At 72.1% G+C, this 25,018-nt stretch carries 28 protein-coding genes; 7 read left to right on the top strand and 21 right to left on the bottom strand.

The window, feature by feature from the left end:
* The 4 genes from VHA72_RS11335 to fdxA form a co-directional block, all read right to left on the bottom strand.
* Window positions 1-811: hypothetical protein (locus VHA72_RS11335; protein WP_325575253.1), on the bottom strand; the 811-nt coding region annotated here is incomplete at its 3' end.
* Window positions 812-863: 52 nt separating this feature from the next.
* The gene (locus tag VHA72_RS11330; RefSeq protein ID WP_325575251.1) at window positions 864-1,346 is read right to left on the bottom strand and encodes a hypothetical protein; all 483 of its coding nucleotides are present in this window, start codon (window positions 1,344-1,346) and stop codon (window positions 864-866) included.
* Between the two features lie 76 nt (window positions 1,347-1,422).
* Window positions 1,423-2,547, bottom strand: a complete 1,125-nt coding sequence (gene dapC / locus VHA72_RS11325; protein ID WP_325575249.1) for a succinyldiaminopimelate transaminase — start codon at window positions 2,545-2,547, stop codon at window positions 1,423-1,425.
* A 4-nt stretch (window positions 2,548-2,551) separates the two neighbouring features.
* A complete protein-coding gene (fdxA, locus tag VHA72_RS11320; RefSeq protein WP_325575247.1) occupies window positions 2,552-2,878 on the bottom strand; it encodes a ferredoxin in 327 nt (108 codons plus the stop codon).
* Between the two features lie 102 nt (window positions 2,879-2,980).
* On the opposite strand from fdxA, the gene VHA72_RS11315 reads away from it, so the two are divergent.
* The gene (locus VHA72_RS11315) at window positions 2,981-3,892 is read left to right on the top strand and encodes a GNAT family N-acetyltransferase (protein WP_325575245.1); all 912 of its coding nucleotides are present in this window, start codon (window positions 2,981-2,983) and stop codon (window positions 3,890-3,892) included.
* Here the strand turns inward: VHA72_RS11315 and VHA72_RS11310 are convergent.
* From VHA72_RS11310 to VHA72_RS11300, 3 genes are read right to left on the bottom strand one after another with little or no spacing between them, the layout of a single operon-like run.
* Window positions 3,810-4,190: a hypothetical protein gene (locus VHA72_RS11310; RefSeq protein ID WP_325575243.1), complete on the bottom strand. Its 381-nt coding sequence runs from the start codon at window positions 4,188-4,190 to the stop codon at window positions 3,810-3,812. The two genes, VHA72_RS11315 and VHA72_RS11310, sit on opposite strands and share 83 nt — an antisense overlap.
* Before the next feature lie 31 nt (window positions 4,191-4,221).
* Window positions 4,222-5,124 (bottom strand): N-acetyl-1-D-myo-inositol-2-amino-2-deoxy-alpha-D-glucopyranoside deacetylase, encoded by a 903-nt coding sequence (mshB, locus tag VHA72_RS11305; protein ID WP_325575242.1) that lies wholly within the window; start codon window positions 5,122-5,124, stop codon window positions 4,222-4,224.
* Window positions 5,125-5,134: 10 nt separating this feature from the next.
* A complete protein-coding gene (locus VHA72_RS11300) occupies window positions 5,135-5,815 on the bottom strand; it encodes a (deoxy)nucleoside triphosphate pyrophosphohydrolase (protein WP_325575241.1) in 681 nt (226 codons plus the stop codon).
* Between the two features lie 14 nt (window positions 5,816-5,829).
* Here VHA72_RS11300 and VHA72_RS11295 point away from each other — a divergent pair, with 14 nt between their 5' ends.
* Window positions 5,830-6,729, top strand: coding sequence for a hypothetical protein (locus VHA72_RS11295; protein ID WP_325575239.1), 900 nt, complete (start codon window positions 5,830-5,832; stop codon window positions 6,727-6,729).
* A 96-nt stretch (window positions 6,730-6,825) separates the two neighbouring features.
* The gene (locus tag VHA72_RS11290) at window positions 6,826-7,707 is read left to right on the top strand and encodes a polysaccharide deacetylase family protein (RefSeq protein ID WP_325575237.1); all 882 of its coding nucleotides are present in this window, start codon (window positions 6,826-6,828) and stop codon (window positions 7,705-7,707) included.
* Here the strand turns inward: VHA72_RS11290 and VHA72_RS11285 are convergent.
* Window positions 7,694-8,518: a thioesterase family protein gene (locus tag VHA72_RS11285; RefSeq protein WP_325575235.1), complete on the bottom strand. Its 825-nt coding sequence runs from the start codon at window positions 8,516-8,518 to the stop codon at window positions 7,694-7,696. The two genes, VHA72_RS11290 and VHA72_RS11285, sit on opposite strands and share 14 nt — an antisense overlap.
* A 38-nt stretch (window positions 8,519-8,556) precedes the next feature.
* Here VHA72_RS11285 and VHA72_RS11280 point away from each other — a divergent pair, with 38 nt between their 5' ends.
* Window positions 8,557-8,928 carry a YidH family protein gene (locus tag VHA72_RS11280; RefSeq protein WP_325575233.1) on the top strand — a complete coding sequence of 124 codons (372 nt, stop codon included), beginning with the start codon at window positions 8,557-8,559 and terminating at the stop codon, window positions 8,926-8,928.
* On the opposite strand, the gene VHA72_RS11275 is transcribed toward VHA72_RS11280, so the two are convergent.
* Both VHA72_RS11275 and VHA72_RS11270 read right to left on the bottom strand, forming a co-directional pair.
* Window positions 8,909-9,631: a DUF1275 family protein gene (locus tag VHA72_RS11275; protein WP_325575231.1), complete on the bottom strand. Its 723-nt coding sequence runs from the start codon at window positions 9,629-9,631 to the stop codon at window positions 8,909-8,911. The two genes, VHA72_RS11280 and VHA72_RS11275, sit on opposite strands and share 20 nt — an antisense overlap.
* A 24-nt stretch (window positions 9,632-9,655) precedes the next feature.
* Complete coding sequence (locus VHA72_RS11270; RefSeq protein ID WP_325575229.1) at window positions 9,656-10,213, bottom strand: TetR/AcrR family transcriptional regulator; 558 nt, start codon at window positions 10,211-10,213, stop codon at window positions 9,656-9,658.
* A 95-nt stretch (window positions 10,214-10,308) separates the two neighbouring features.
* On the opposite strand from VHA72_RS11270, the gene VHA72_RS11265 reads away from it, so the two are divergent.
* The gene (locus VHA72_RS11265) at window positions 10,309-11,739 is read left to right on the top strand and encodes a Vgb family protein (RefSeq protein ID WP_325575227.1); all 1,431 of its coding nucleotides are present in this window, start codon (window positions 10,309-10,311) and stop codon (window positions 11,737-11,739) included.
* A 3-nt stretch (window positions 11,740-11,742) separates the two neighbouring features.
* On the opposite strand, the gene VHA72_RS11260 is transcribed toward VHA72_RS11265, so the two are convergent.
* Window positions 11,743-13,386 carry an FAD-binding dehydrogenase gene (locus tag VHA72_RS11260; RefSeq protein WP_325575225.1) on the bottom strand — a complete coding sequence of 548 codons (1,644 nt, stop codon included), beginning with the start codon at window positions 13,384-13,386 and terminating at the stop codon, window positions 11,743-11,745.
* Between the two features lie 61 nt (window positions 13,387-13,447).
* Here VHA72_RS11260 and VHA72_RS11255 point away from each other — a divergent pair, with 61 nt between their 5' ends.
* The gene (locus VHA72_RS11255; RefSeq protein WP_325575223.1) at window positions 13,448-14,491 is read left to right on the top strand and encodes a glycosyltransferase; all 1,044 of its coding nucleotides are present in this window, start codon (window positions 13,448-13,450) and stop codon (window positions 14,489-14,491) included.
* 28 nt (window positions 14,492-14,519) lie between these two features.
* Here VHA72_RS11255 and rnhA read toward each other — a convergent pair whose 3' ends face one another.
* The 10 genes from rnhA to VHA72_RS11205 all read right to left on the bottom strand — a co-directional run bounded on the left by rnhA (window position 14,520) and on the right by VHA72_RS11205 (window position 24,362).
* Complete coding sequence (rnhA, locus tag VHA72_RS11250) at window positions 14,520-14,972, bottom strand: ribonuclease HI (protein ID WP_325575221.1); 453 nt, start codon at window positions 14,970-14,972, stop codon at window positions 14,520-14,522.
* Between the two features lie 10 nt (window positions 14,973-14,982).
* A complete protein-coding gene (locus VHA72_RS11245; RefSeq protein WP_325575219.1) occupies window positions 14,983-15,660 on the bottom strand; it encodes a TetR/AcrR family transcriptional regulator in 678 nt (225 codons plus the stop codon).
* Window positions 15,661-15,686: 26 nt separating this feature from the next.
* Window positions 15,687-16,661 carry an AurF N-oxygenase family protein gene (locus VHA72_RS11240; RefSeq protein WP_325575217.1) on the bottom strand — a complete coding sequence of 325 codons (975 nt, stop codon included), beginning with the start codon at window positions 16,659-16,661 and terminating at the stop codon, window positions 15,687-15,689.
* A 51-nt stretch (window positions 16,662-16,712) separates the two neighbouring features.
* Complete coding sequence (locus VHA72_RS11235) at window positions 16,713-16,982, bottom strand: hypothetical protein (protein ID WP_325575215.1); 270 nt, start codon at window positions 16,980-16,982, stop codon at window positions 16,713-16,715.
* 150 nt (window positions 16,983-17,132) lie between these two features.
* Window positions 17,133-17,702 carry a VC0807 family protein gene (locus VHA72_RS11230; protein WP_325575213.1) on the bottom strand — a complete coding sequence of 190 codons (570 nt, stop codon included), beginning with the start codon at window positions 17,700-17,702 and terminating at the stop codon, window positions 17,133-17,135.
* A gap of 235 nt (window positions 17,703-17,937) precedes the next feature.
* Window positions 17,938-18,615 carry an ABC transporter ATP-binding protein gene (locus tag VHA72_RS11225; protein ID WP_325575211.1) on the bottom strand — a complete coding sequence of 226 codons (678 nt, stop codon included), beginning with the start codon at window positions 18,613-18,615 and terminating at the stop codon, window positions 17,938-17,940.
* A complete protein-coding gene (locus VHA72_RS11220; RefSeq protein WP_325575209.1) occupies window positions 18,612-19,490 on the bottom strand; it encodes an ABC transporter ATP-binding protein in 879 nt (292 codons plus the stop codon). Before VHA72_RS11220 ends, VHA72_RS11225 begins: the two co-directional genes overlap by 4 nt.
* A complete protein-coding gene (locus tag VHA72_RS11215) occupies window positions 19,487-22,522 on the bottom strand; it encodes an FtsX-like permease family protein (protein WP_325575207.1) in 3,036 nt (1,011 codons plus the stop codon). The genes VHA72_RS11220 and VHA72_RS11215 overlap by 4 nt, the downstream gene beginning before the upstream one ends.
* A gap of 300 nt (window positions 22,523-22,822) precedes the next feature.
* Complete coding sequence (gene ychF, locus VHA72_RS11210; RefSeq protein WP_325575205.1) at window positions 22,823-23,896, bottom strand: redox-regulated ATPase YchF; 1,074 nt, start codon at window positions 23,894-23,896, stop codon at window positions 22,823-22,825.
* A 52-nt stretch (window positions 23,897-23,948) separates the two neighbouring features.
* A complete protein-coding gene (locus VHA72_RS11205; protein WP_325575203.1) occupies window positions 23,949-24,362 on the bottom strand; it encodes a hypothetical protein in 414 nt (137 codons plus the stop codon).
* Between the two features lie 33 nt (window positions 24,363-24,395).
* Here VHA72_RS11205 and VHA72_RS11200 point away from each other — a divergent pair.
* On the top strand, window positions 24,396-25,018 hold a 623-nt coding region (locus tag VHA72_RS11200), incomplete at its 3' end, for an exodeoxyribonuclease III (protein WP_325575201.1).

Here is a 25,018-nt window from a genome sequence, read left to right as displayed (position 1 = left end):
CCTCACGGGCGTAGCGCACCGGGGAGAACCAGATGGTCGAGCCGGGGTCGCACGGGCCGTAGCAGACCTGGTCGCGGTCGCCGAAGGTGTTGGCCAGCGCCATCGGCACCGACGTCGTGGTGATCACCCGGGCGTGGAAGGTCGCCGAGGCCGCAATCGACCAGGGCGCGAGCAGGCCGACGAAGACGCCGCAGGCGACCAGCAGCGGCACCAGCGCCCGGCGCCGGCACCACAGCAGCGCCATCAGGCCGACCGCGCCGACGCCGGCCACCAGCGGTGTCGAGGAGGAGCGCAGGTAGACGGTGGTGATGGCGAGCAGGCCGAGCAGCGCACCGTCGCGGACGCGTGGCGGCGTGCCGGCCCAGGCGCGGTGCAGCACCGCCACCATCCGGGTGACGAGCAGGACGGCGACCAGGCCGGCGAGCAGGTCGCCGTACGCGGTCTGGCCGAAGAGCAGCCACATCGGCACCAGACCCGGGAAGATCGCCAGCGCGACGGCGTACCACCGACCGAGCACGCGGCGGACGTCGACGACGGCGAGCAGGAACAGCACCAGGGAGGCCAGCCCCAGGTAGCCGCGCGCCACCGCGACCGACGCGTGCGGGTCGACCAGGTAGAGCGGCGTGAGCAGCAGCGCCATCCCGGGCATGAACCAGCCGCTGCCGACCACGTCGCGGCTCAGTTCGGCGGTGTCCGGGCCGTGCAGCGAGGCCAGGTCGCGGACCAGGTTCGACAGCGCCTTGCCACCGTCGACGTAGGCGACCTCGTCGCCACTGAAGCCGGTGTGCCAGACCCGCGGGAAGAGCACCACCCGCAGGAGTACGCCGCCGGCGAGGAGCGCCAGCAGGAGCAGGTCGACGCGATCACGGGTAATGCGTGGACGGGGCCCACGAGGGCGGGAAACGCTTGGTCGAGAAGGGGTTGTCACACTGAGGGTCATGGCTCTTCACCTCCTCCTGGGGGAGGTCGAGCACGACCTGGCCGCGCACGACGGAGTCACTGGGGATGCGGGGATAGGCGGTCACGGTGGCGCTGTCGGCGGGCAGTCCGGCCCGGGCCAGCGCGGCGCCGAGCCGGCTCACCACGGTGGCCTTGTCGACCTGGTCGTACTGCAGGACCAGGCGGCGGCGCTGACCGACGTCGCCGTCGCTGCGCACCTGGTAGGGGAAGTCCAGGCTCATCCCGGCGGGCAGCGGGTAGCAGCCGGTGGCGAGCGCGGCGGCGGGCAGCGGCGGGCGGTAGTTGCCCGAGGGCTCGGCGCGGCCGACATGCGGGCTGACCAGCACCAGCGCGAGCAGCACCGCCGCCACCGCCCACAGCCAGGGCCGGACCCACCAGCGCCTCATGCCGGCCACGGTATCCAGCCCGGGCTGACCGCAACCTGTCTGCGCGGCGACGGCACGGTGACCGCCGGGAGGCGGCTCAGGCGGTGAGGCGCTCCACCGCGGCCTCGACCCGCTCGTCGGTGGCGGTGAACGCCACTCGCACGTGCTCGCGGCCCGCGACGCCGTAGAAGTCGCCGGGCGCGGCCAGGATGCCGCGTTCGGCCAGCCAGGAGACGGTGTCCCAGCAGGACTCGCCGCGGGTCGCCCACAGGTAGAGCGAGGCCTCGGAGTGGTCGATCTCGAAGCCGGCGTGGACCAGCGCGTCGCGCAGGCGGGTACGCCGGGCGGCGTAGCGGGCGTGCTGCTCGCGGGCGTGCTGGTCGTCGCCGAGCGCCGCCACCATCGCGGCCTGGATCGGGTCGGGCACCATCATGCCGAGGTTCTTGCGCACGGCCAGGAGCGCCTCGATCACCGACGGGTCACCGGCCACGAAGGCGCAGCGGTAGCCGGCCAGGTTGGAACGCTTGGACAGCGAGTGCACGGCCAGCAGACCATCGTGCGAGTCGCCGCACACGGCCGGGTTGAGCACCGACAGCGGGGCCTCGCCCTCCCAGGTGCACTCGATGTAGCACTCGTCGGAGATCAGCAGGGTGCCGCGCTCGCGGCACCACTCGACCACCTTGCGCAGGTGCTCGACGGGCAGCACCTTGCCAGTGGGGTTGCTGGGGCTGTTGAGCCACAGGATCGCCGGCCGCTCCGGCCCGATCGCCGTCAGCGAGTCCGAGGCGAGCACCCGGGCCCCGACCAGCGCGGCGCCGACCTCGTAGGTCGGGTAGGCCAGCTCGGGGTAGACCACCAGATCGCCGGGGCCCACGCCCAGGTGCAGCGGCAGCGAGGCGATCAGCTCCTTGGAGCCGATCACCGGCAGCACCCCGTCGAGCCCGAGGCCGCTCACGCCGTGGTTGCGGGCCAGCCAGTCGGCGCCGGCCTGCCGGGTGGCCGGCTTGCCGACCGTGACGGGGTAGCCGGGCGCGTCGGCCGCCGCGGCCAGGGCCTGCTGCACGACCACGGGGGTCGGGTCGACCGGCGTACCGACTGAGAGGTCGACGATGCCCCCGGGATGCCGACGCGCCGCCGCGGCGTACGACGTCAGCTTGTCCCAGGGGAAGTCGGGGAGCCTGCTGCTGACGCGCCCCAGGTGGGAGCTCCCCCGATCAGGCACCGCGTCAGTGGTCCTGGTTCTGCGGCTCGAGCGCGGCCACCAGCGGGGCGTCCTTGTCGATCACACCCATCTTGGCGGCGCCACCCGGCGAGCCGAGGTCGTCGAAGAACTTGACGTTGGCGTCGTAGTAGTCCTTCCACTGCTCCGGCACGTCGTCCTCGTAGAAGATCGCCTCGACCGGGCAGACCGGCTCGCACGCACCGCAGTCGACGCACTCGTCGGGGTGGATGTAGAGCATCCGGTTGCCCTCGTAGATGCAGTCGACAGGACACTCGTCGACGCAGGCCCGGTCCTTGACGTCAACACAGGGCTGGGAGATGACGTAGGTCATCCGAATCCTCCTACGGGAGCGGTCGAGAGCGGTCAGGGGACAGCCTAGTATCACGGGGTGCCAGCCCATCTGCTAGGTCCACATGTGGTCGGAACACGCGTGGTGATCCGTCGTCTGGTACCAGGCGAGACCGGCCCCACCGGCGGCCCCGCCTTCACCGATCTGCTCGGCATCTGCACGGCGTGGGGCCCCACCTCGATGAGCGTGGCACCCGACTCCGGGGCACCCGTCGAGATCCTGCTCGCCGACATCGTCTCGGGCAAGCCCGTCCCGCCGCGGCCCTCCCACCTGGCCCGCGTCTCGGCCCGCGACGCCGAGCTGCACACCCTGGCGCTGTGGCCCGGGCTGGAGACCCGGCCGCTCGGCGAGTGGGTGCTGCGCACCGACCCGGCGCCGACCGGCCGGCTGCTCAAGCGGGCCAACTCCTGCCTGGCGCTGGGCTCGCCGGGGCGACCGCTCGCGGAGGCCGTCGAGGAGGTGCTGGCGTTCTACGCCGCTCGCGACCGGGCGCCGATGATGCAGGTGGAGGCGGGCGCCGAGGTCGAGGCGGCCCTGCGGGCCGGCGGCTGGGTGCCACTGGGGCGCGGCGAGGCGTCGTTCCGGGCGGCGCCGCTGTCCCGGCTGCACCGGCTGCTGCGCCGCCGGGGAGCCGCGGATACGCCGGAGGCGACCCGGGTCGGTGAGGACGCCGCCGCCGTCGCGCTCCACGGTGCCGACGGGACCCGGGTCGCCGCGGGCAGCGCCGTCCTGGACGGCGAGTGGCTGGCCGTGCACGGGCTGACCGTCGACGACCGGCACCGGCGCCGCGGCCTGGCGACGGCGGTGATGGCGGGACTGGTCGAGTGGGGGGCCGAGCAAGGCGCACGGACGGTATGGCTGCACGTGGAGACCGACAACGCGCCGGCGCTGGCGCTCTACGAGCGACTCGGGTTCAGCGAGCACCACGTCGTGCGCTACCTGGTGCCCGGCCCGGCTTCCGGTAGCGCTGCCGGCGAGGCGCGCGCAGCGCGGTGAGGAACGCCGCGGCCACGACCAGCACGGCCGCCAGCACCACCAGGCCGTAGCCGTAGCGACTGGACTCCAGGGCGTAGTCGCCCTCGCGCCGGCCCGCCCAGGCGACCAGCAGCGGCACCCACCAGCCGACCGCGTAGGGCGGCAGCGTCCACCATCGTGGCGGCAGCGCCGGCAGCACCGCCAGCGAGCCGACAGCGGCCAGCACGAACCCCCACCACGAGGCGTGCAGCGCGACCGCGGCCAGCCCGACCAGCGCGCCCAGCACCAGCAGGGCCAGCGCGGCGGCGGCCCTGATCACGGCCGGGTCACAGGCCGGGTCACAGGCCGGGTCACAGGCCCGCGAACAGGTCGGTCTCGCGGCCGTGCTCATCGACCGGGCCGAGGGTGCCCTTGGCGATCCGGAACGACTCGTAGCCGAACGCCTCGTTGCCGACCTTGTTCGACAGCGCGAAGAACGGCCCGTCCACGCTGATCTGGGTCGGGTAGGCGCGCAACGCGGCCATCTTCTGCTCCAGGTAGGCGGTGGCGTCCACCTCGCAGGCGATGTCGACGTCGGGGGTGGTCATCGGCAATGGACCCTCGGGGTCGCCGCCGAAGAAGTCGATCTCCTCCCCGGCCGCCTTCATCTTGCGCAGGCCGTCGCGCATCCGGCCCTCGCTGATCGCCGACCAGTAGATCTTCGCGATCTCCCAGGCCTCCCCCAACTCCTTCTTGTACGACGGCACCGCGGCGAGCTGTGCGCCGTACATCGCCACCCGGTGGGCCTGGATGTGGTCGGGGTGGCCGTAGTTGCCGAACTGGTCGTAGGTGACCAACACCTGCGGCCGCACCTCGCGGATGATCGCGACCAGCTCGTCGGCGGCCTGGGTCAGGTCGGCCTTCCAGAACGCGTTGTCGTGGATGTCATCCGCCGCGATGGCGTAGCCGTCCTCGTGCCACTGCATCCCCGAGTCGCGGTAGCGGCCGAACCCGCCCAGCCAGCGGTGGTCCGTGACCCCCAGCGCCGCCATCGCGTTCTCGATCTCGGTGCGCCGGTGCTCGCCGAGCCGGTCCTCGCGATCCGCGGCCAGGTGCTCCAGCTCGGGCACCAGGATCTCGCCCATCTCGCCCGCGGTGCAGGTGACCAGGGTGACCCCACGGCCCTCGGCGACGTACTTGGCCATGGTGGCGCCCTGCCCGATCGACTCGTCGTCGGGGTGGGCATGGACGAGGAGCAAGCGCTGGTCGGGCATGGGCCCGATCCTAGTGTGGGCGCCTGACCCGCCGGGGCGCCGTCGGCAGATCCGGCGGGGGCGCGGGCGGGCTGTGCCGCGGATCGGCGGGCTGGTGGAGCCAGCCGTCGTACTCGTCGACCAACAGCTCCAGCAGCAGCGTCGGCGCGTCGGTGGCCACTGCCCAGGGCTGGTCCTCGTCGTCGTCCTCGCCCTGGAACCGCTCGCGATGCACGCGGGTCCACCAACCCTCCGACTCCAGCCGGTCCGCCACGCTGCGCGCGTCCTCCTCCTCGAAGAAGATCGCGACTTCGGTGGGCTGGGCGGCAGCCAGCCGCTCGCGCAGCTGGGCCAGGAACGGCCGGTCCGGCTCCAGCCAGTCGACCTCGTCGAGCTCCTCGGGCGCCAGCCAGCGGATCCGGTCGTGCTCGCGCGGACGCGGCTCGCCGGCGACGATCCGCGCGGTCGCGGCCCGCAGCCAGAGCGCGTCGCCGATCCGGCTCTCGCCCGCCAGCCAGTCGGTGACCTCGACCAGCACGCCCAGCTCCTCGCCGACCTCACGCATCAGCGCCTGGTCGCGGTCCTCCCCCGGCTCGACCTTGCCGCCGGGCAGTTCCCAGCGGCCGGCCGCCGCCGGCGGGGAAGTACGGCGCGCGGCCAGCACCCGACCCTCGCGCAGGATCGCCGCTGCGACCACCTCGACTCGCGTCACGGCAGGATTATCCCGTGCTGCCACGTCTGACCCCCACTCCGGAGCCGCCTGTCCCGGACGAGCTCGGCGACCGGGTGGGGCTGGCCCCGGTGCTGGCCCAGCTCGACCGGCAGGGGCGGCGCGGGTTCGCGCCGGGCCTCGGCGTACGGCATGCGCTGACCTGGGACCGGGCGGACCGGCGGGACGCGAACTGGTGGCCCCAAGGGCTGACCTCCTCGGCCGACGCCGGCCGCGCCGACCGGCTGCTGGTGGCGAGCTGGTACTCCAAGGCCGGGCTCGGCGCCCGGGTCACCTTCCTCGACCTCGACACCCGCCGCTACCGGCACCTGCCGATGGCGCTGATGCGCGACGGTGCGCTCGCTCCGCTGCCGATCCACGCCGGCGGACTGGCTTGGCGCGGGCCGTGGCTCTATCTGGCCGCGACCAGGCGCGGCTGCTACGTGGCGCACGTCGACGACATCGTGCGCCGGCCCGCGGGCGACCTGGTCTGGCCGGTGCGCCTGCGGTACGCCGCGGACGACGGCATGCGCTACTCGTTCATCTCCGTCGACCCGATCGGGGGAAGGCTGCTCGCCGGGGAGTACGGCGGCCCCGACGCGACTCACCGCCTCGCCCAGTTCGCGCTCGACGCCTCCGGGCTGCTGACGCTCGGCCAGGACGGCGCCGCCACGGCGGTCGGCGTCGATGCCGGCGTGCCCTCGATGCAGGGCGCGGTGCGGTCCGCCGACGGCTACCGGCTGATGGTCTCCCGAGGTCGGCGGCGTCCCGGCGACCTGTGGGCGGGACGGCCCGGCGGCTATCGGCGCCGCTCGATGGCGGCGCCACCGGGCCCCGAGGACGTCACCGCCTGGGGCGACCTGGTCTGGTCGCTGACGGAGTTCCCCGGCCGGCGCTGGGTCTTCGCGCTGCGCTGATCCCATCGGACCGCGACGACCTCGGCGATGCTCACCCATCCGCGCCCCTCTTCCGGCCATGATGTGAGCCCAGCGCCCGGTGGGAAGGAGTGGATGATGCCGACCCGACCACCACGACCCGCGCGGATGTTGCGCCGCACGGTGCTGCTCAGCGTGGCCGGGGTGGTGATCGGTGCCGGCACGCTCGGCGTCGAGGCCGAGGCGACGACACGGCATGCGGACGCCAGGCGCGCACGCGGGCGGCAGGCCGCCACCCTGGTCGGTGGCCCGATGGCGCCTCCGCCGGTGACTCCTCCGGCCGGGCCGCCGGCGCCACCGCCGGTCGTCTCCACGCACGCCCCGCACTGGGCGCACCGATGGCACACCCCGATCTATGAGCTCGATGACTTTCTCCGGCGAGACCGGCAGGCGCACTTCCCGCACCGCTCGATCATGCTCACCGTCGATGACGGCCCGCACCCGGTCTGGACGCCGCGCTACCTGCGACTGTTCGCCAAGCACCACGTCACCGCGACGTTCAACCTCATCGGCGAGCAGGTGCATCCCAACCGCAAGATCGTGCGCGCACTCGTCGCCGAGGGCCACACCGTGGCCAACCACACCTGGACCCACGACGAGCGGCTGCCGTTCCGCAGCCGACGCGACATCCACCGTGAGATCGCCCGGACCAACGAGGCCATCCACGACGTCACCGGGCTCCGTCCGACGCAGTTCCGCGCGCCGGGCGGCGTCTGGGGTGCCAAGGTCTTCGCCGAGCTGGCCCGAGAACGGATGATGCCCGTCGACTGGAACATCGACCCGCGGGACTGGGCCCGCCCCGGCATCCCGGCGATCGAGTCGGCCATCCGGGCGACCCGCCCGGGCGACATCATCCTGTGCCACGACGGCGGCGGGGACCGATCGCAGACCTACCGGGCACTGAAGAAGGTGATCCCGGAGCTGAAGCATCGTGGGCTGAGGTTCGTCACCCTGCCGTAGCAGTGGTTCGGCGCGGCAGCCGGGCGAGCTGACGCGACTGGGCGACCAGCCGGCCGGTGGCGTCCCAGACCTCGCAGTCCTCCTCGAACATCCCGCCGGCGACGTTGCGGGTGGCGTGCCTGACCTTGAGCCACCCCGGCGCCGGCACTGCCCGGACGTGCGCGGTCAGCTCCAGCGTCGGGGCCCAGCCAGGCCGGCCAAGGTCGAAGGTGACCGGTGGCAGCAGGTCGACCACGGCGAGCAGGCTGATCGGGTCGGGCTCGCGGCCGTCCTTGAGCCGGAACCACGCGCTGATCACGCCGTTGCCACTGGGCTGCCCGACGGCCCAGCCGACCTGCTCGGGGTGGAAGAGCATGTCGAAACGCTCCATCATCGGCGCGATCCGACGGATGTCCTCGGGGGCCATCGAGTTCGGCACGCACCGCTCCCGGTCCGGCAGGTCCGGCTCTCGCGCGGTGGTGGCGACATCTCCCGGCAGCCCGGCCAGGTCGCCGAACGTCGCCAGCGCCGCGATCCGCTGCTCGTCACCCTGCAGCAGGTCGGCGGCGACGGTGGCGACCGAGCCGCCCTCGCGCCTGACCCGGGTCAGCACCCGGGCGGGGCCAGGGACGCTGGCGCTGAGGTAGTAGGCGCTGATGCTGATCGGATCCGGCTTGGCGGGGACGGCGTGCCTGATCGCGTTGCCGATGGTCGCCAGCAGGTAGCCGCCGTTGACCCCGCCTCCGACGACCCAGCCCGGCCGCAGCCGGGCGTCGTACTCCCCCGGCGCCGTCTGGTTCACGAAGATGTCACTGTCGAACTCGGCCGCCATGGCGGCAACCTATCGACCGGCCACGCGATGATGTCGTCATGGGTGCACCTCACCGGCCGCGCAGGCCGTCCTTCGTGTACGACGCGGGCGACGAGCCCGACCCGCGCTTCAGCCTGGCCAACGAGCGCACGTTCCTGGCGTGGGTCCGCACCGCGCTGGCGATGCTCGCCGGCGCGGTCGCGCTGCACTCGCTGGAGCTGCCCGCGACCTCGTGGCTGCGCGCGGTCATCGTGGTGGCGCTACTGGTGGTCGGCGCCTCGTGCACGGTGCTGGCGTTCGTGCGCTGGGCACGGGTGGAGCGGGCGATGCGGCTGCGTCAGCCGCTACCGCACTTCTCCCTCGGCTGGCTGCTGACCGCCGCGGTGGTCGTCATCTCGGTGCTGCTGGCGATCACGCTGACGGTGTCGTAGACCGGCCGGCGACGAGCAGCCGCTGCGTCGCCCGGTCGTGGTAGTCGCCGACCAGTGTCGCGGCGGCGATGACCACGCCGGCGGCGAGGAGGCCGGCGCCCAGATGCCACTTCAGCAGCGCCGCACCGAGGGCGGCGCCGGCCAGGATCGCGGCGACCGCGAGCACCCGGCGTACCGATCCGCCGCCCTTGCCGCTGCCGAGGACGGAGTCGGCGGCCAGCCCGGTGATGGTGGAGGTGACCACCACCGTCGTGACGTCCTTGACGGCGATGATCCGCGCCGTCGCCGCCTGCGCGCCCATCGCGATCGCGGCCAGCGTGGTGCTGGTGACGCCGACCGACCGGGACGGGTGGTCGCCGCCGGTCAGGAGCAGCACGGCCAGGGCGACCATCACCGCGGCGACCACGGCGAAGACGGTCGTGGTGCGGCCGTGCCAGGTGCGGCTGCCGTGCCGCAGGAAGCGGCCCGCGGCCGCGGCGCCCGCCATGAAGCCGACCAACGCCAGCGCGGGGCCGAGCACCGGCAGCCCGCTGCCGCCGACCAGCGCCATGCCCAGGACGACGACGTTGCCGGTCATGTTGCCGGTGAAGACCTTGTCCAGGCCCAGGTAGCCGACCGCGTCGTTGATGCCGGTGGTGAACGTCAGCACCAGCATCAGACACAGGTGCATCCGCTCGGTCGGTACGTCGCGCAGCCGGTTCACGTCGGCGATTCTCGCAGTCCCCGGTCAGGCCGGGGCGTCCGCGAGGGCCTGCGCCGCGACCGCGAGATCGTCGACCCCCCGGACCAGCTCCTCGGGGTCGTCGGTGGCGAGGTCGAGGTGGAAGCCGAAGAGCGAGGAGTCGACCAGGGTCACGATCCGCGCGACCCGCTCCGGCGGCGCGCCGCAGCGCATCAGATAGGACTCGAGCGCGCCCGTCCAGCGCTCGTTGCTCTCCCGGACCACCGAGAGGTAGGGCTCTTGACCGATCAGGCCGCTGGCCGCGGCCTGGCAGTAGATGTCGATGCAGCTGTGCATCGGCTGGGCCAGGAACGCCTGCCAGAGCCGGTTGACCCCGGCCCGTACGTCGGGCTGGCCCGGGAGCGCCTCGACGCCGGCCACGGTGCGGTCGGTGGTCCGCGCCACCACCGCGGCGACGAGCTCGTCGCGGCTGCGGAAGTGGTAGAGCAGCATCCGGTCACTGGTCCCGATCGCCGCCGCCACCGGCCGCAGGGTGAGCCCGATCAGCCCGTGCTGCAGGACGTGGTCGGTGACCTGGTCCAGCAGGGCGTCGCGGCGGCTCATGGCCGTCATGATAGTGGGATTCGTAGCAAGTGCTACATGACCACAACATGGACGCGGGGAGGTATGAACCGCGGCGAAGTGGGTAGGTGCCGCTTATGTCACCCGCTTCGAGACTCCGCGCCACTACCTGCCTCACCGCCCTCGGCCTGACCCTGGCGGCCGCCACCACGGGCGTCGCCCTCGGCCCCGCAGCCCCCGCCGACGCGGCCGCCACCGTCTTCGCCGTTCCGACCAGCAACGCCGGCCTGGGCCGGATCACGACGGCGCCCGACGGCAGCATGTGGTTCATCGAGAGGAACGCCAACAAGGTAGGCCGGATCACGACCACCGGGCAGATCAGCGAGTACACCCTGCCGCCCAACGAGGACGACGACAACGCGGACGTCGAGGACCTGGACGTGGCGCCCGACGGCACCGTCTGGGTCGCCTATGACCAGGGCCACGAGGTGGTGGCGCTGCACCCGAACGGGTCGGTCGCCCAGGGCCCCTATACCGATGACTATCCCGACGCCGGCGAGGTCCGGGTAGCGCCCGATGGGGTCCCGTGGATCACGATGAACTACGCCGACTCGGGGGTCTCCCGCATCGTTGGCGGGCAGTGGACATGGAACTCCAACTCCCCCGAGTGCGACGACGTCCTCGGTCGGGCGGCCGACGGCTCGATGTGGTGCGCTCTGTCTTACCCCGGCCGGCTGATCCACCTCAACGCCGACGCGTCCGGCGGTACGACATACCCCCTGCCCAGCTACTCCGGCTACCTCGACGGTGACCTCGGCAGCATCGCCGCCGGCCCGGTCGGCTCGGTGTGGTTCACCCGCTACAGCTCGGGCACCTTCGTCACACCGGACGGGTACGGCGTGGTCGGCTACCTCGACCAGGCCACCGGCGCCGTGACCGCGTGGCGGACCGGCAGCAACACCGCGCCCACCAGCCTGGTCGAGGGACCCGACGGGAACATGTGGTTCACCAGCGTCAACGAGTTCCACCCCGGGATCGGCCACCTCTCCGCCAGCGGCGTCGGGGCGATCTCGCAGGTCGGTGCGTACAAGCCGACGTCACTGACCTTCTCCCACGACGGCGCGATCTGGTTCACCGACAGCGCCGACAACGCCGTCGTCCGGGTCACCCGCGACCAGCTCGCCGCGAACAACGTGGACGTCGGGTCCGGCGCCACCTACAGCGTCGGCACCGTGCGGGTGCTGCCCAGCGCCGGCACCGTGGTCAAGCCGCACCGGACGATCCGAGTCTCCCACCGCAAGGCCACCTTCACGCTCGCCTGCGCGAAGAAGGCGAAGGGTGGCTGCCACGGGACGCTCACGCTGCGCACCGCCACCAAGAAGCACGTCAAGCTCGGCAAGCACGCCTACTCGATCAAGGCCGGCAAGCACCGCTCCGTCACCGTCAAGCTGACCAAGAAGGGGCTCAAGCGGCTCCGTCCGGGACATGTCACCAAGGTCCGGGTCGAGCTGACCCCGCGCGGCGGCACCCGGCCGACGTACACCCACAAGGTCAAGCTGCGTCGCTGAGCCTCACACCGCGGCGGCGGCCGCTCGGCCGGCCACCCGGCCACTGAACAGGCAGCCGCCGAGGAAGGTGCCCTCGAGCGCGTTGTAGCCCATCATCCCGCCGCCGCCGAAGCCGTTGACCTCGCCGGCGGCGTACAGGCCCGGCAGCGGTACGCCGGCCGCGGTCAGGCAGCGCCCGGACAGGTCGGTCTCCAGCCCGCCGAGCGTCTTGCGCGACAGGATGTGCAGCTTGACCGCGATCAGCGGGCCGTTCGCCGGGTCGAGCAGCCGGTGCGGCTTGGCCACCCGCGACAGCTTGTCGCCGAGGAAGTGCCGGGCGCTGTAGATCGCGGTGATCTGGGCGTCCTTGGCGTAGTGGTTGTCGATCTGCCGGTCGCGTGCCTCGATCAGCCGGCGCAGCGCGCCCTCGTCCAGCGTCGTCTCCCCGAGCTTGTTCATCCCGGCGACCAGGTCGGAGAGGTTGTCCGCGACCACGAAGTCCTCGCCGTGCCGCTTGAACGCCTCCACCGGACCGGGGCCCTTGCGCGCCCGGTCGACCACGCCGCGCACCGACTTCCCGGTCAGGTCGGGGTTCTGCTCGGAGCCGGAGAGCGCGAACTCCTTCTCGATGATCTTCTGGGTCAGCACGAACCAGGAGTAGTCGTAGCCGGTCTCGCGCAGCACCTTGAGCGTGCCGAGGGTGTCGAAGCCGGGGAAGTTCGGCGCGGGCAGCCGCCTGCCGGTGGCGTCGAGCCACAGCGAGGACGGGCCGGGCAGGATCCGGATGCCGTGGTTCTCCCAGATCGGGTCCCAGTTGCGGATGCCTTCGACGTAGTGCCACATCCGGTCGCGGTTGATCACCCGGGCGCCGGTGGCCTCGGTGATGGCGATCATCCGCCCGTCCACGTGCGCCGGTACGCCGGAGACCATCGTGGCCGGTGGGGTCCCCAGCCGCGCGGGCCAGCTCTTCCGCACCAGGTCGTGGTTCCCGCCGATCCCGCCACTGGTCACGATCACGGCCTGGGCGCGCAGCTCGAACTCACCGACCTCGACCCGCGAGGACGCCTGGCCACGCTCGATGGAGCTGGGCTCCAGGACCGCGCCCCGCACGCCCGTCGCCGTACCGCCCTCGACGATGACCTCGTCGACGCGGTGACGGTGGGCGAAGGTGATCCGGCCCGCCTCGACGTGCGCGCGGACCCGGCGTTCGAACGGCGCGACCACACCGGGCCCGGTCCCCCAGGTGATGTGGAAGCGCGGGACGGAGTTGCCGTGCCCGTCGGCACGGCCGTCGCCGCGCTCGGCCCAGCCCACGACCGGGAAGAGGCGGTGGCCCATCGAGCGCAGCCAGGCGCGCTTCTCCTGGTGCGCGAAGTCGAGGTAGGCCTCCGCCCAGCGGCGCGGCCACAGGTCCTCGTCGCGGTCGAACTGGGCGCTGCCCATCCAGTCCTGGGTGGCCAGCTCGAGCGAGTCGTGGATGCCCATCCGGCGCTGCTCGGGGCTGTCGATGAGGAAGAGCCCGCCCAGGCTCCAGAACGCCTGGCCGCCCAGCGACTGCTCCGGCTCCTGGTCAACGAGCAGCACGCTGCGCCCCGCGTCGGCGGCCTCGGCGGCGGCGACCAGGCCGGCCAGACCGTGACCCACCACGATGATGTCCGCATTACCCATGGGTAGATAGTGGCACGACCGGTTGGCTTCGGTGGCCGAAAGGATGGCCGATAGGGCGGACGTGAAGGTACTCGTCTGGACATCCGGCAAGCCTGGCGACGGTTCGTTCCACTACCGCATCAACGCGCCTCTGGTGGAGGCGCAGTACCAGGGACTGCTGGAGTGGAAGTACCAGCAGGTGCTCTCCTCCACCGACCTGGTGGACGTCGACGTGGTGGTCGCCCACCGCCTCACCCAGCCGGTCGCGCTCGGCGCGTGGGAGCAGATCGCCGAGGCCGGGGAACAGCTGCTGGTCGTCGAGCACGACGACGACATGGTCAACGTCCGCAAGGACAACCCACTGTTCACCAAGCACGGCGAGCTGGTCTGGGAGTACTTCCGCGACGACTGCATCCCGGCGATCAAGCGCTCCCTGGAGATCGCCGACCTGGTCACCGTGACGGTGCCGCACCTGGCCGAGCAGTACCGGCAGTACACCGACGCGCCGATCCTGGTGCTACCCAACACCGTCGACGAGGTGCTCTTCGAGGTGCCGCAGCGGGTGCGGCAGCCCGGTGAGCAGTTCGTGGCCGGCTGGGCCGGCACGTTCACCCACGACATCGACTGGCGCTCCGCCGGCAAGGGCGTCGCCTACGGCCTGGGCAAGGCCGACGCACACCTGGTCATGATGGGGTCGAACTACGCCCGCAAGATCGGCTACCGGGACGCGTCGTTCGTCGAGTGGGCGAACCGGATGGACGAGTACTACTACGAGCTGACCAAGTGGCACGTCGCCCTGGCGCCGCTGGCCGACGAGCTGTTCAACCGCTCCAAGAGCCCGCTCAAGGCCCTCGAGGCCGGCGCGCTCGGGCTGCCGATCGTGGCCTCGGCCGCCGGCCCCTACCCGGACTACGTGATCAACGGCGAGACCGGCTTCCTGTGCCGCACCGACGACGAGTGGATGAAGGCGCTGCGCGCGCTGGCCAACGACGAGGAGATGCGCCAGGAGATGGGCCGCCGCGGCCGCGAGCACGCGAAGGGCTTCATCACCCGCGACTGGGCGCCGCGGCTGGCCGACGCCTACCGCACGGCGCTGGATGCGAAGCGCGGCGCCCGGGTCGCCTAGCTCGCCGGTCGCCTAGCTCGCCGGTCGGCTAGACGGGCTTGCCCATCGCCTCCCGCATCCCGCGGGTGGCGAGCTGGTCGGCCAACTCGTTGTCGGCCACGCCGGCATGGCCCTTGACCCAGAACCACTCCACCTCGTGGCGGGCGCAGGCCTGCTCCAGGCGCTGCCACAGGTCGACGTTCTTGACCGGCTGCTTGGCCGACGTCCGCCAGCCGTTGCGGGCCCAGCCGGCCAGCCACCTGGTGATGCCGTTGCGCACGTACGTGCTGTCGGTGTAGAGGTGCACCGTCGCCGGCCGGGTCAGCGTCTCCAGCGCCACGATCGGCGCCGTCAGCTCCATCCGGTTGTTGGTCGTCGCAGCGGACTCGCCGCCGTACAGCTCACGGACATGCTCGCCATAGCGCAGTACGGCGCCCCACCCGCCCGGGCCGGGGTTCGGCGTACAGCCGCCGTCGGTGTGGATGATGACGGGCCGTGACACGCCCGGGAGCCTAGCGCTCCGGCCGGAACCATTCCTCCACCGGACCGTCCGGGTCGACCTGCAGGCCCAGCGTCCGCACGAGCACGTCGATCTGCGCCCACACCGCCGCGGTCAGCAGGTCGACCAGCACCTCCGCCTCGACCTCGCCGCCGGAGCGGTGCACCCAGCGCCGCACGGTCGCGAAGACCATGCCCACCAGCCCGTGGGCGAACGGCTCGGTCAGCCCGCGCGGCGGCATCGGAAGGCAGCCGCGGAGCTGGTCGATGGCCGCCTCGAGCAGGTCGACCGCGCCGGTGGCGATCTCGGCGACGACCTGCTGCAGCGGACCGTTGCCGTCGATCGCGGTGTCGTAGTCGGCCAGCCGGTGCAGCCGCGGGTGCGCCGCCGCCCAGGTGACGTAGACGCCGATGATCCGCGACAGCGTCTCGCGGATCGTCCCGGTCAGGGTCAGCGCCGCCAGGATGTCGGCGCGCAACCCCTCCAGCACCCGCCGCTGCACGGCGAGGTCGATCTCACGTCGGTCGGCGAAGAGACGGTAGACCACCGACCTGCTCAGGCCCGCCCGGGCACCGATCTCGGCGACGCTCGCGTCCCCCTCCCCGGCCTCGACCATGGCGATCGCGGCGTCGAGAACCAGTCGGCGGCGTTCCTCGTTGTGCGCCTGCCAGCGTGCCGCCCGTCCGTCCACGACGGGCAGGGTAGCCCGACCGGAGCTCAGGAGGACGCCGCGGCCGGCTCGCTGCGGAACCGCGAGGGCCGGCCCTCGATGCCCATCAGCCGCCACAGCGGCCGGGTCAGGCGGGTACGCAACCCCAGGCCGTCACACAGCATCCGTACGTCGCCGAAGATGTGCCGCAGGAACCGCTCGCTCGCGGGGCTGTCCCACCACACCTCGCGGGCCACCCGCTCCGGGATGCCCATCGCCGCGACCGCCTCGCGGCTCGGCTTCATGATGATGTCGCACATCAGCCGCATGAACAGCGGCGTGAGCGCGTGCATCGCGACCTTCTGTACCAGCGGCAGCTCACCGATGTGCTCGGCGAGGTAGGTGTGCGCGAAGCCGATGTGCCGCGCCTCCTCGGCGACGTGGATCGACACGATCCGCTCCAGCAGCGGCGGCAGCTCACGACCCGCGCGCAGCAGACCCTTCTGGAGGTGGTCGATCGGCTCCTCGCCGGCGAGGACGCCCATCCAGAAGCCGGCCGGGAACCAGTAGCCGAAGGTGGCCAGCAGCGGGATCGCACGGCGGAACCAGGCCGGTACGCCGGAGGGGTCGACGCCCGATCGGTTCGCGAACTCCTGGAACATCTGGGTGTGATGGCACTCCTCCGTCGCCTCGTGCGTGGAGTAGCGGAACTCCGGGTTGCCGTTGGGGCGCTTGAGGTTGTCCCACATGATGCCGCCGATGAGCAGCTGCTCGAACTGCAGGCCGACCTTGCAGATCAGTGCCCAGCGCTTGATGCCGATCTCGATCTGCCGCTCGCGCGGCAGCGCCCGATACCACGGGTGGGCGCCGAGCGGGTCCTCCTCGCCGAGGATCCAGCGCTCGTCGTCGGTGCGGATCGCGTAGTCGGGGTGGTCCCAGTCGATGTCGAGGAACGCGTCGAAGTGCTGGTGCACCGACGCCTCGGAGAGGGTCCGCAGCCGCTCGTGGTAGCCCTGCCGCGGACTCGACTCGGTGACGGTCATGGGCGGCATGTTAGTGGGACGGCAGTCCCGGAAACAATGTCCGCCGTACCGTCAGATCCGATGCCCGAGCCGACGGTAGAGATCGATCTCCGCCCGCAGCCGGTAGGGCAGCGGCGCGCCGGCGCGGGCCACCGCGACGGCCAGCTGCTCGAGCGCGGCCAGCAGCTCTTCGCGCAAGGACTGCGCCTCCCAGTGTCGCGGCGCCGCGTCCCTCGCGGCGTGCAGCCGGGCCCGCACCGCCCTGACCTCGCGTGCACGCGCCTCGACGAAGCGAGCATCGACGACCCGGGGAAGGGGCTGGGATCGCGGCGGCACTCTCATCTCCGACCATCTCCGACCTGCTGGCGAGGCTGGTGCCTCTCGAAGGTCGCGAGGCCCTGGAACATCGGGCGCCGCGTCGTGCCCACGACGGTACTCCGGGAGGCCGAAGGCTCACCGGCGTGGCGGCGTCTCACTCGACGAGGTGTGCCGTCACCGCGGCCCGAGCAACCCCTCCCGGCGTCCGATCACGACGGACCACACGACGGTGACGACGGCGGTGACGACGGTCAGGACGGCGATGGCACTGCTCTTGACGATGACGAAGTCCGTCGTGGTCAGGATCTCCAACAGCGTCAGAGTGACACCTGCCTTGAGGAGGACGACCAGTCCCCACATCAGGGTGAGCCCCCGGAACAGCGCCCGCACTCGCGGGCGGGCGGCGACCGTGGCGTCCATCGGATAGAAGTCGGGCGCCAGGCGGGCGACGATCGGCCGTCGGCGGCACAGCGATCCCAGGAAGAGCAGGGCCACGACCAGGTCGGCGAGGACCGGTTGGGCGAAGTAGAGGAAGGCACTGTTCGTGGCGAGGGCGACCGCGGTCCGGACGACCAGGACCGCCAGGGCCAGCAGCAGCAATCCCGAGGCCGGCCGACGCGTAGCCCATCGCCAGAGCATGGCGGCGCTCATCCATGCCAGCGCGACGATTGCCGCGGTCGTGAGGTTGAAGAAGGTCAGCGCGATCCACAGCAGAGCCGCCGGCGCGATGACCGCGACCAACACGCTGGCCCCGACCCGAGTCAGGACTCGGCCCAGATGTGGTCGTCCCAGCGACGGTGGCGGGAAGCCAGCGGAGGTGACGACAGCGGCGAGAGATGCCATGGCTTCGGGCCCGTCCCCGGCTACGGCGAGCCGGATTGTTGGGTATCACCGAAAACCGCGGGGCGAAGCGCTCCTCGTGCAAGGAATCCTCGGCACCGCCCATGCTACCCGGCGTCACCCGGCGGCGCAGGCCGGCCTACGCTCCCGGCGCGGTGCCCGATGTCGGGGACAGCTCGCGCCAGCGGGCGCGGCCCTCGTCCAGGGTGAGCTCGCGGTCGCACTGGCCAGCGGCCTCGGGGTCGTGGGTGCTCATCACCACGATCGCTCCACGCTCGGCCTCGGCCCGCAGCCCCTCGATGATCCGGTTGCGGTTGGTCGCGTCCAGATCGCTGGTCGGCTCGTCGGCGAGCAGGACCGCACCCCGCGCCGCGAAGGCACGAGCGAGCGCGACCCGCTGCTGCTGGCCACCCGACAGCTCCTCGACGAGATGGTTGCCGGACTCCTCGAGACCGACCAGGGCCAGCGCGGCAGCGGCGCGGCGGGCCGCCTCGGCTCCGGGGACGCCGGCACCGATCAGCGGGACGACGATGTTCTCGGCCGCGGTCAGCATGACGGCGAGACCGTTGCCCTGCGGCACCATCACCACGCCACGGGCGGCGGCCGTCGCCCGCACACCGACCGGTTCGCCGTCGAGAGTCACGCTGCCGGCGTACGGCGTGAGCGCACCCGCCAGGGCCCACAGCAGGCTGCTCTTCCCGGCGCCGCTGGGACCGGTCACCGCGAGCAGGGTGCCCGGCGACAGCTCCAGGTCGAGGGGATGCACCGCGACGAGGTCGCCGTAACGGACCTCCAGGCCACGGGTCACCAGCGTCATGCGCCCACCTCCTCGTCGTCGGCCAGAGCCTCGGTCTCGGGCAGCAGCACGAAGTGGTCGCCGTCGTGGTGCACCCGCAGCAACGTGCCCGGCGGCAGCGCGGCGAGCGCATGGGCCGGCAGCGGCAGGAAGCCATCGGCAGTGACCACCGAGTACTCCTCACCGCTGCGACCCTCGCCACCGATCTTGCCGTCGCGGATCGTGACCGTGCGCGGCAGGCGCGCCGCCACGGCCGGGTCGTGGGTGACCAGCACGACGGTGGTGCCCGTCTCGGCGTTGATGGCGGCGATGGTGTCGAGCACCAGGTTGGCCGCGGCGTGTTGCAGCTGGCTGGTCGGCTCGTCGGCAAGGAGTACGCCGGGGCGGTTCGCGGTGGCCACCGCGACCGCCAGCAGCTGCCGGTGCCCGGGCGTGAGCCGGTGCAGGTCGGTGTGTGCGTCCGCGTCGAGTCCCACCCGCGCGAGCACGTCGTGCGGGTCGTCGAGCTGCTTGCCGAGCGCGCGGGCGGAGGCCTGCGCGAACGCGACGTTGTCGATCGGACTGAGGTACGGCACCAGGTTGCGCCCCGCCCCCTGCAGCATCAGCGAGACCTCCGTCGCACGCAGCTCGTCCAGCCGCCTGGCGGAGACCACCGAGAGCTCGTCCGCGCCGATGTGGATCTTCCCCGCGCTCGGCCGGAACAACCCGCCCAGGAGACTGAGCAGCGTCGACTTGCCCGCGCCCGAGGGCCCGAGCAGCCCGACCATCTCGCCGGCACGGATCTCGAGGTCGACGCCCGAGAGCGCGGCGACGTCGTGCCCCTCGGTGCGGTAGATGTGGACCAGCCGCCGGGTCGAGATGGGAAGTCCGTGCGATGCCGATGTCGCGGATGTCACTGTGCCTCCCGAAGCCGGCCGAGCTCGGCCCGGCCGTCGGTGGCGCGGCCGATGCACCAGCCGGTGAGGCCGAGCACGACCGCCGCGGCCAGCGCCGCGCCCAGGCAGGCCCACCAGGCCGGCATGAGCGTCAGGGTCGAGACGGCCGGAGGCTGGGTGAACAGGGGCAGCCGGCGCAGCGCGAGGGCTGCGCCGCCGACGCCGACCAGTGCTCCGACGAGTACGGCGAGCAGCGCCGCGACCAGCTCGGCCGCCACGCTGCTGCGCCGGAGCGCGGGCGCGGCGATGCCGGCCATCCGAAGCGCCGCGAGGTCGTAGCTGCGGGTGCGCCATCGTGAGATCGCGAGCACGAGCAAGACCAGGACCGCGATGAGGAGACCGACGATCCCCACGCCGACGCCGAGGCCGAGCGTCAGCCCCGCGGCGGAGCGCTCGTAGTACATCCGGCGTTGCGCGACGGTGTTCGAGCCCAGCACGCTGACCCCCTGGCGATGGAGCGCGGTGGTGACGGTGCGCAGCAGCCCGGGCGAGTCGTCGGCCAGCCAGACCGTGACCGCCTGGCCCTGGTCGTAGGGCTTGCCCCGGGTGGCCACGTCGAGGTTGACGATCGAGGTCCCGCCGTCCGCGCCGGGCACGCGTGCCAGGTGTCCGACCTGACGGAAGGTCCGGTCGACCCCGTCGACGCCCGGCCCGGTGTAGCGGCGTCCGTCGTCGCCGTCGTATCGCGCCCCGGTGACGACCGCGGGGAGCGCGTCCGGGATCCAGGCGTGGTCGCCGACGACGCTGTCGGACCCCTCCGTGTCGAACGTCACCAGCAGCGACCCGTCCGCCTCGGCGCCGAACCCGATCTTGCCGCTGTGGTTCGCGAAGCCCTGCCAGTCGTCCGGCCGGCCCCAGCGTCCGGCGGGACCGAGGCCGAACGAACCGCTGTCGTCGGCACCCGGGTTGGAGCTCACGCCCACCCCGACGATCTCGCAACCGGCCGAGCAGGGCACCGAACGCCGGATCGTCCGGGCCTGGTCGGTGGAGCGGAGCCGGCCGAAGTCGACCGGGATCGGAGTGCGGCCGGGGAAGGTCACCAGGACGGCCAGGTGGGCCGGTGAAGTGGCGCTGACCTGGGCGTGCGTCACTGTCACCGCCAGGCTCGAGCCCTGGACCCGGATCGGCGCGGCGGCCGGCGCCGCGAGCTTCTGGAGCGCCGCACGGAGGCCGGCGTCCGCCCCGACCACCTGCCCGAACTCGTCGGGTACGACGCCGAGCGTCCCGCTGGCGGTCGCCGAGACCGATGTCTGCTGCAGCACGGTGGTGGCCCGGACGCCGTGCGCGTTGACGGCGGCGACGGCCTTCTCGATCGCCGGGACCTCGGTCGAGTCGAGGTCGAGAACGCGCGCGGCTCCGACGTACTGCACCGCCGCATCCTCGCGGTTGCGAGCACCGACGGCGTCGGCGTCGACCGCGAAGACGAGCAGAGCGGTCGCCACCGTCACCAGGGCCACGGCGCGCCGGGTGGCCGTGCTCCGGGCCGCGTCGAGCCCGGCGAGCGCCGAGGCCACCCGGCCCCGGCGAAGCTGCCGCCGCGACCAAGCCGTGGCCAGCGGCGGCACCAGGATCGAGAGCACGATACCGACGAGCAGGGCGAGGAAGCTCGGGCCGAGTGCGCTCGCGGAGCCGTTGAGCCCGCCGGTGACGAAGACCAGGACGAGTGCGGCCGAGGCCGCCAGCAGCATCGCCTGGCCGACCCCCACCCGGAGTCCGCGCACACGCGGACCGACCCGGCGCAGGAGGCGTTCGACCGGCTCACGGGTGACCCGCACGGCGGCGATGACGCTCACCACGAGGAGGACGACGAGGGAGCCGGCGGTGGCGAGGGCGAAGTCCCTGCCGGGCTCGACGGGTGGGGTGTGCGGCAGGTACCAGCTCGCGGCGGACCAGGCGACCCCGACACCCGCGACGCCGCCGGCGAGCGTCGCGGCGACCATGATCGGGACGAGCTCGCCCAGCAGCATCCGGCGGGCACGGCGCCGGCCCCGGCCGCGCAGCAGCGCCAGCGCGATCTCGGGCCGCCGTTGGTCGGTCACCGCGGTGAGGACGAGCCACAGCACGACCAGGCAGAGCAGGCCCAGCTGCACCATCAGAGTCGGCACCGTGACTCGCGCCTGGTGCTGCTGGTGGTCCACGTCCGCGACGAGCGAGGGGATGCCGGTGTTGACGTAGACGCGCCCTGAGTCGGAGCTGAGGTCCAGCCGGCGCTCGATCGCCCGCAGCCCGGTCGGGAGCCGGCGGAAGGCGTCGACGCCCAGGTCGTCGCGCGGGAGCAGGAACAGGCTGCTCGCCAGCGAAGGGTAGTGCAGCTGGTCGGAGTAGAGCGTGGACTCCGGCGTCAGCCAGTCGTCGTGCTGGACGACGCCGGCGGCGCCCGCGACACCCTGGCCGGAGTAGCCGGTCAGGGTCAGTCCGTACCAGTACGTCCCGGGGATCTGCTGGTAGACGCCCACCACGGTGAGCGTGACCTGCGCCGTGCGCCCGTGCCCGGGGCTCTCGTCGGTGATCGAGACGGTGCTGCCGGGCCGCAGCCCGAGGCCGCGGCTGTCGGCCTCGCTCACCGCGATCGTGTCCTTCTGGGCAGGACAGCGACCGGCGACGATGCGCACGTGGGCGCACATCCCGGTGCGCCACACCACCGTGCCGGCGTAGGGATCGCCGTGCACGGTGCCGGCGGGCTCGGCCTGGAGACCGAGCACCTGGGCGGCGAACGAGCGGCGTACGGCGCTCGGCACGTAGCCGGTGAGGGCGTCCGGCATGATCGGCCCGCCGGAGTAGGCCGTGATGTTCTGCTCCGGCCCGGTCCACCCGAGCTGGACGCCGGTGTCGACGACTGCGTTGTCGTGCAGCGTCGTCCGGGTCACCGACTGCTCCAGCGACCGCGTGAACAGCGGGGTGAACGACGCGGCCGTCACGATCAGCGCGGCGAGCAGGAACAGCGAGACCCCCTGCCAGGGTCGGTGACGCAGGGAATCCCGGACCCGATGCACCCGCAAACTCTAGACCGGAGCGACCCGGATCTTCCGGGCGATCGGGTGGACTGGCACCCAGAAGAGCACATGCGCCAGCCACCACAGTGCCGGCGTCTCACCCGGACGACGCCAGGCAGTAGCGCGCGCCGATCGCTGTCACGAGCACGACGCCCCAGACCTCGGACGGATGCGACACCGTGGACATCAACCGAGAGGACGGCACATCCAAGAGCCCCATCGGCCGGAACGCCCACCCGTGGGCTGCCACTTTCCCCGAGTCGTCGCCACCGTCTGCCAGACTCGGCGCTCAGCGCCGGCTCAGACGTTGAAGCGGAACTCCACCACGTCCCCGTCCGCCATCACGTAGTCCTTGCCCTCGATCCGGACCTTGCCCGCCTCGCGGGCCTTGACCATCGAGCCGGCCTCCACCAGGTCGTCGTAGGAGACGATCTCGGCCTTGATGAAGCCCTTCTGGAAGTCGGTGTGGATCACACCGGCGGCCTCGGGGGCGGTGGCGCCCTTGCGGATCGTCCAGGCGCGGGCCTCCTTGGGACCGGCGGTGAGATAGGTCTGCAGACCGAGGGTGTCGAAGCCGACCCGCGCCAGCTGGTCCAGACCCGACTCGGCGATGCCGAGCTCGTTCAGCATCTCGAGAGCCTCGTCATCGTCCATCTCGATCAGCTCGGACTCGATCTTGGCGTCGAGGAAGATCGCCTCGGCCGGCGCCACCAGGTCGCGCATCTGCTGCTTGAGCGCCTCGTCGGCCAGCTCGTCGGTGTCGCAGTTGAAGACATAGATGAACGGCTTGGCGGTGAGCAGGGAGAGCTCGCGCAGCAGGGCCCTGTCGATCGAGGTGGCGATGATGGGTGTACCGGCCTCCAGGGCCGCCTTGGCCTCGACCGCGGCGGCGAGATTCGCCTTGAGGTCGGGGGTCTTGCGGGACTCCTTCTCCAGCCGTGGGATCGCCTTCTCGACCGTCTCCAGGTCCGCCAGGACCAGTTCGGTGGAGATGGTGGAGATGTCGTTGCCAGGGTTGACCTCGCCCTCGACGTGGGTGACGTCCTCGTCGCGGAAGACCCGGGTGACCTGGCAGATCGCCGCGGACTCGCGGATGTGGGCGAGGAACTTGTTGCCCAGCCCCTCTCCCTGCGACGCGCCGCGCACGATGCCGGCGATGTCGACGAACTCCACCGTGGCCGGCAGGATCCGCTCGGAGCCGAAGATCTCGGCCAGCCGCGCCAGCCGCTCGTCGGGCACGCCCACCACGCCGACGTTCGGCTCGATGGTCGCGAACGGGTAGTTCGCCGCGAGCACGTTGTTCTTGGTCAGCGCGTTGAAGAGGGTGGACTTGCCGGCGTTGGGCAGGCCGACGATGCCGATGGTGAGAGCCACGAGGAGCAATCCTAAGGAGTACGGCGACACGCAGCCGATTCGCCGGTGCGCCTCAGCCCCGACCCGCGAGCAGTGCGTAGCGGCGGTGCCAGCCGAACCGCAGCACCGTCACCGAGAAGACCAGGGTGAGCAGCACGATCACCGCCTCCACGACCCCGCCGCCGCCCTTGCCGAAGATGCCGTGCTCGACGTCGTAGAGGAAGTCCATCCCGAACAGGTAGAGCCCAGCGGCGCCGGCCGCGACCAGCCAGAGCAGCGCGCTCGGCCGGTGCCGGGCCAGCGCCACCAGCGCCAGTACGCAGGCCAGGCCGAGCCAGGCGTCGGCCAGCGGGAAGGCGTTCTCGAACTGGTAGTAGGCGGCCCGGTGCTCGCTGGCCAGCACGGAGCGGTCGGTGAACCAGATCGTCCAATAGGCGACGTCGAGCGCGATCGCCACCGCCAGCATGACCCGGATCAGCCGCCCCATGGCCCGATTCAAGCAGAGCGTTAGGGTCTGGCCGTGCGCATCGCGACCTGGAACGTCAACTCCATCCGCTCCCGTATCGACCGGGTGGAGGCGTTCCTCGACCGGCACGAGATCGACGTACTGGCCGTGCAGGAGACCAAGGCCAAGGTCGATCAACTGCCCACGATGGGGCTGGAGGCGCGAGGCTACGAGGTCGCCGCGGTGGGGCACTCGCAGTGGAACGGCGTCGCGCTGATCTCCCGCGTCGGCCTCGATGACGTCACCGTCGGGTTCGAGGGCATGCCGCTGTACGGCGACCCCGAGGAGGCCGAGGCACGCGCCATCTCGGCGGTGTGCGGCGGCGGCGTGCGGGTGGTCTCGCTCTACGTGCCCAACGGCCGCAAACCCGGCGATCCGCACTACCGCTACAAGCTGGACTGGCTGGCCCGACTGCGGGACGCGTCGCAGGCGTGGCTCGCCGAGCCCACCGCGCTGGTCGGCGACTGGAACGTCTGCCCGTACGACGAGGACTGCTTCGACCCCTCACAGTTCAAGAACTCGACCCATCTGACCCCGCCGGAGCGGGAGGCGTTCTTCGCCATCGAGCGCGACTTCCGCGACGTGGTACGGCCCCATCAGCCCGGGCCGGGCGTCTACACCTACTGGGACTACTACCG

Origin of the sequence: Nocardioides sp., from assembly GCF_035547795.1 — a bacterium.
Classification (GTDB): Bacteria; Actinomycetota; Actinomycetes; order Propionibacteriales; family Nocardioidaceae; genus Nocardioides.
This window is presented reverse-complemented; position numbering and strand designations above follow the sequence as displayed.

Excerpts from the sequence above, each read along its gene's own strand:
- VHA72_RS11280 (WP_325575233.1), top strand. The coding sequence starts at position 8,557 with ATGGGTGCACCTCACCGGCCGCGCAGGCCGTCCTTCGTGTACGACGCG.
- VHA72_RS11290 (WP_325575237.1), top strand. The coding sequence starts at position 6,826 with ATGCCGACCCGACCACCACGACCCGCGCGGATGTTGCGCCGCACGGTG.
- VHA72_RS11225 (WP_325575211.1), bottom strand. The coding sequence starts at position 18,615 with ATGACGCTGGTGACCCGTGGCCTGGAGGTCCGTTACGGCGACCTCGTC.
- VHA72_RS11260 (WP_325575225.1), bottom strand. The coding sequence starts at position 13,386 with ATGGGTAATGCGGACATCATCGTGGTGGGTCACGGTCTGGCCGGCCTG.
- VHA72_RS11285 (WP_325575235.1), bottom strand. The coding sequence starts at position 8,518 with ATGGCGGCCGAGTTCGACAGTGACATCTTCGTGAACCAGACGGCGCCG.
- VHA72_RS11240 (WP_325575217.1), bottom strand. The coding sequence starts at position 16,661 with ATGACCGTCACCGAGTCGAGTCCGCGGCAGGGCTACCACGAGCGGCTG.
- mshB (WP_325575242.1), bottom strand. The coding sequence starts at position 5,124 with ATGCCCGACCAGCGCTTGCTCCTCGTCCATGCCCACCCCGACGACGAG.
- VHA72_RS11330 (WP_325575251.1), bottom strand. The coding sequence starts at position 1,346 with ATGAGGCGCTGGTGGGTCCGGCCCTGGCTGTGGGCGGTGGCGGCGGTG.
- VHA72_RS11270 (WP_325575229.1), bottom strand. The coding sequence starts at position 10,213 with ATGAGCCGCCGCGACGCCCTGCTGGACCAGGTCACCGACCACGTCCTG.
- VHA72_RS11205 (WP_325575203.1), bottom strand. The coding sequence starts at position 24,362 with ATGGGGCGGCTGATCCGGGTCATGCTGGCGGTGGCGATCGCGCTCGAC.
- VHA72_RS11265 (WP_325575227.1), top strand. The coding sequence starts at position 10,309 with ATGTCACCCGCTTCGAGACTCCGCGCCACTACCTGCCTCACCGCCCTC.
- fdxA (WP_325575247.1), bottom strand. The coding sequence starts at position 2,878 with ATGACCTACGTCATCTCCCAGCCCTGTGTTGACGTCAAGGACCGGGCC.
- VHA72_RS11235 (WP_325575215.1), bottom strand. The coding sequence starts at position 16,982 with ATGAGAGTGCCGCCGCGATCCCAGCCCCTTCCCCGGGTCGTCGATGCT.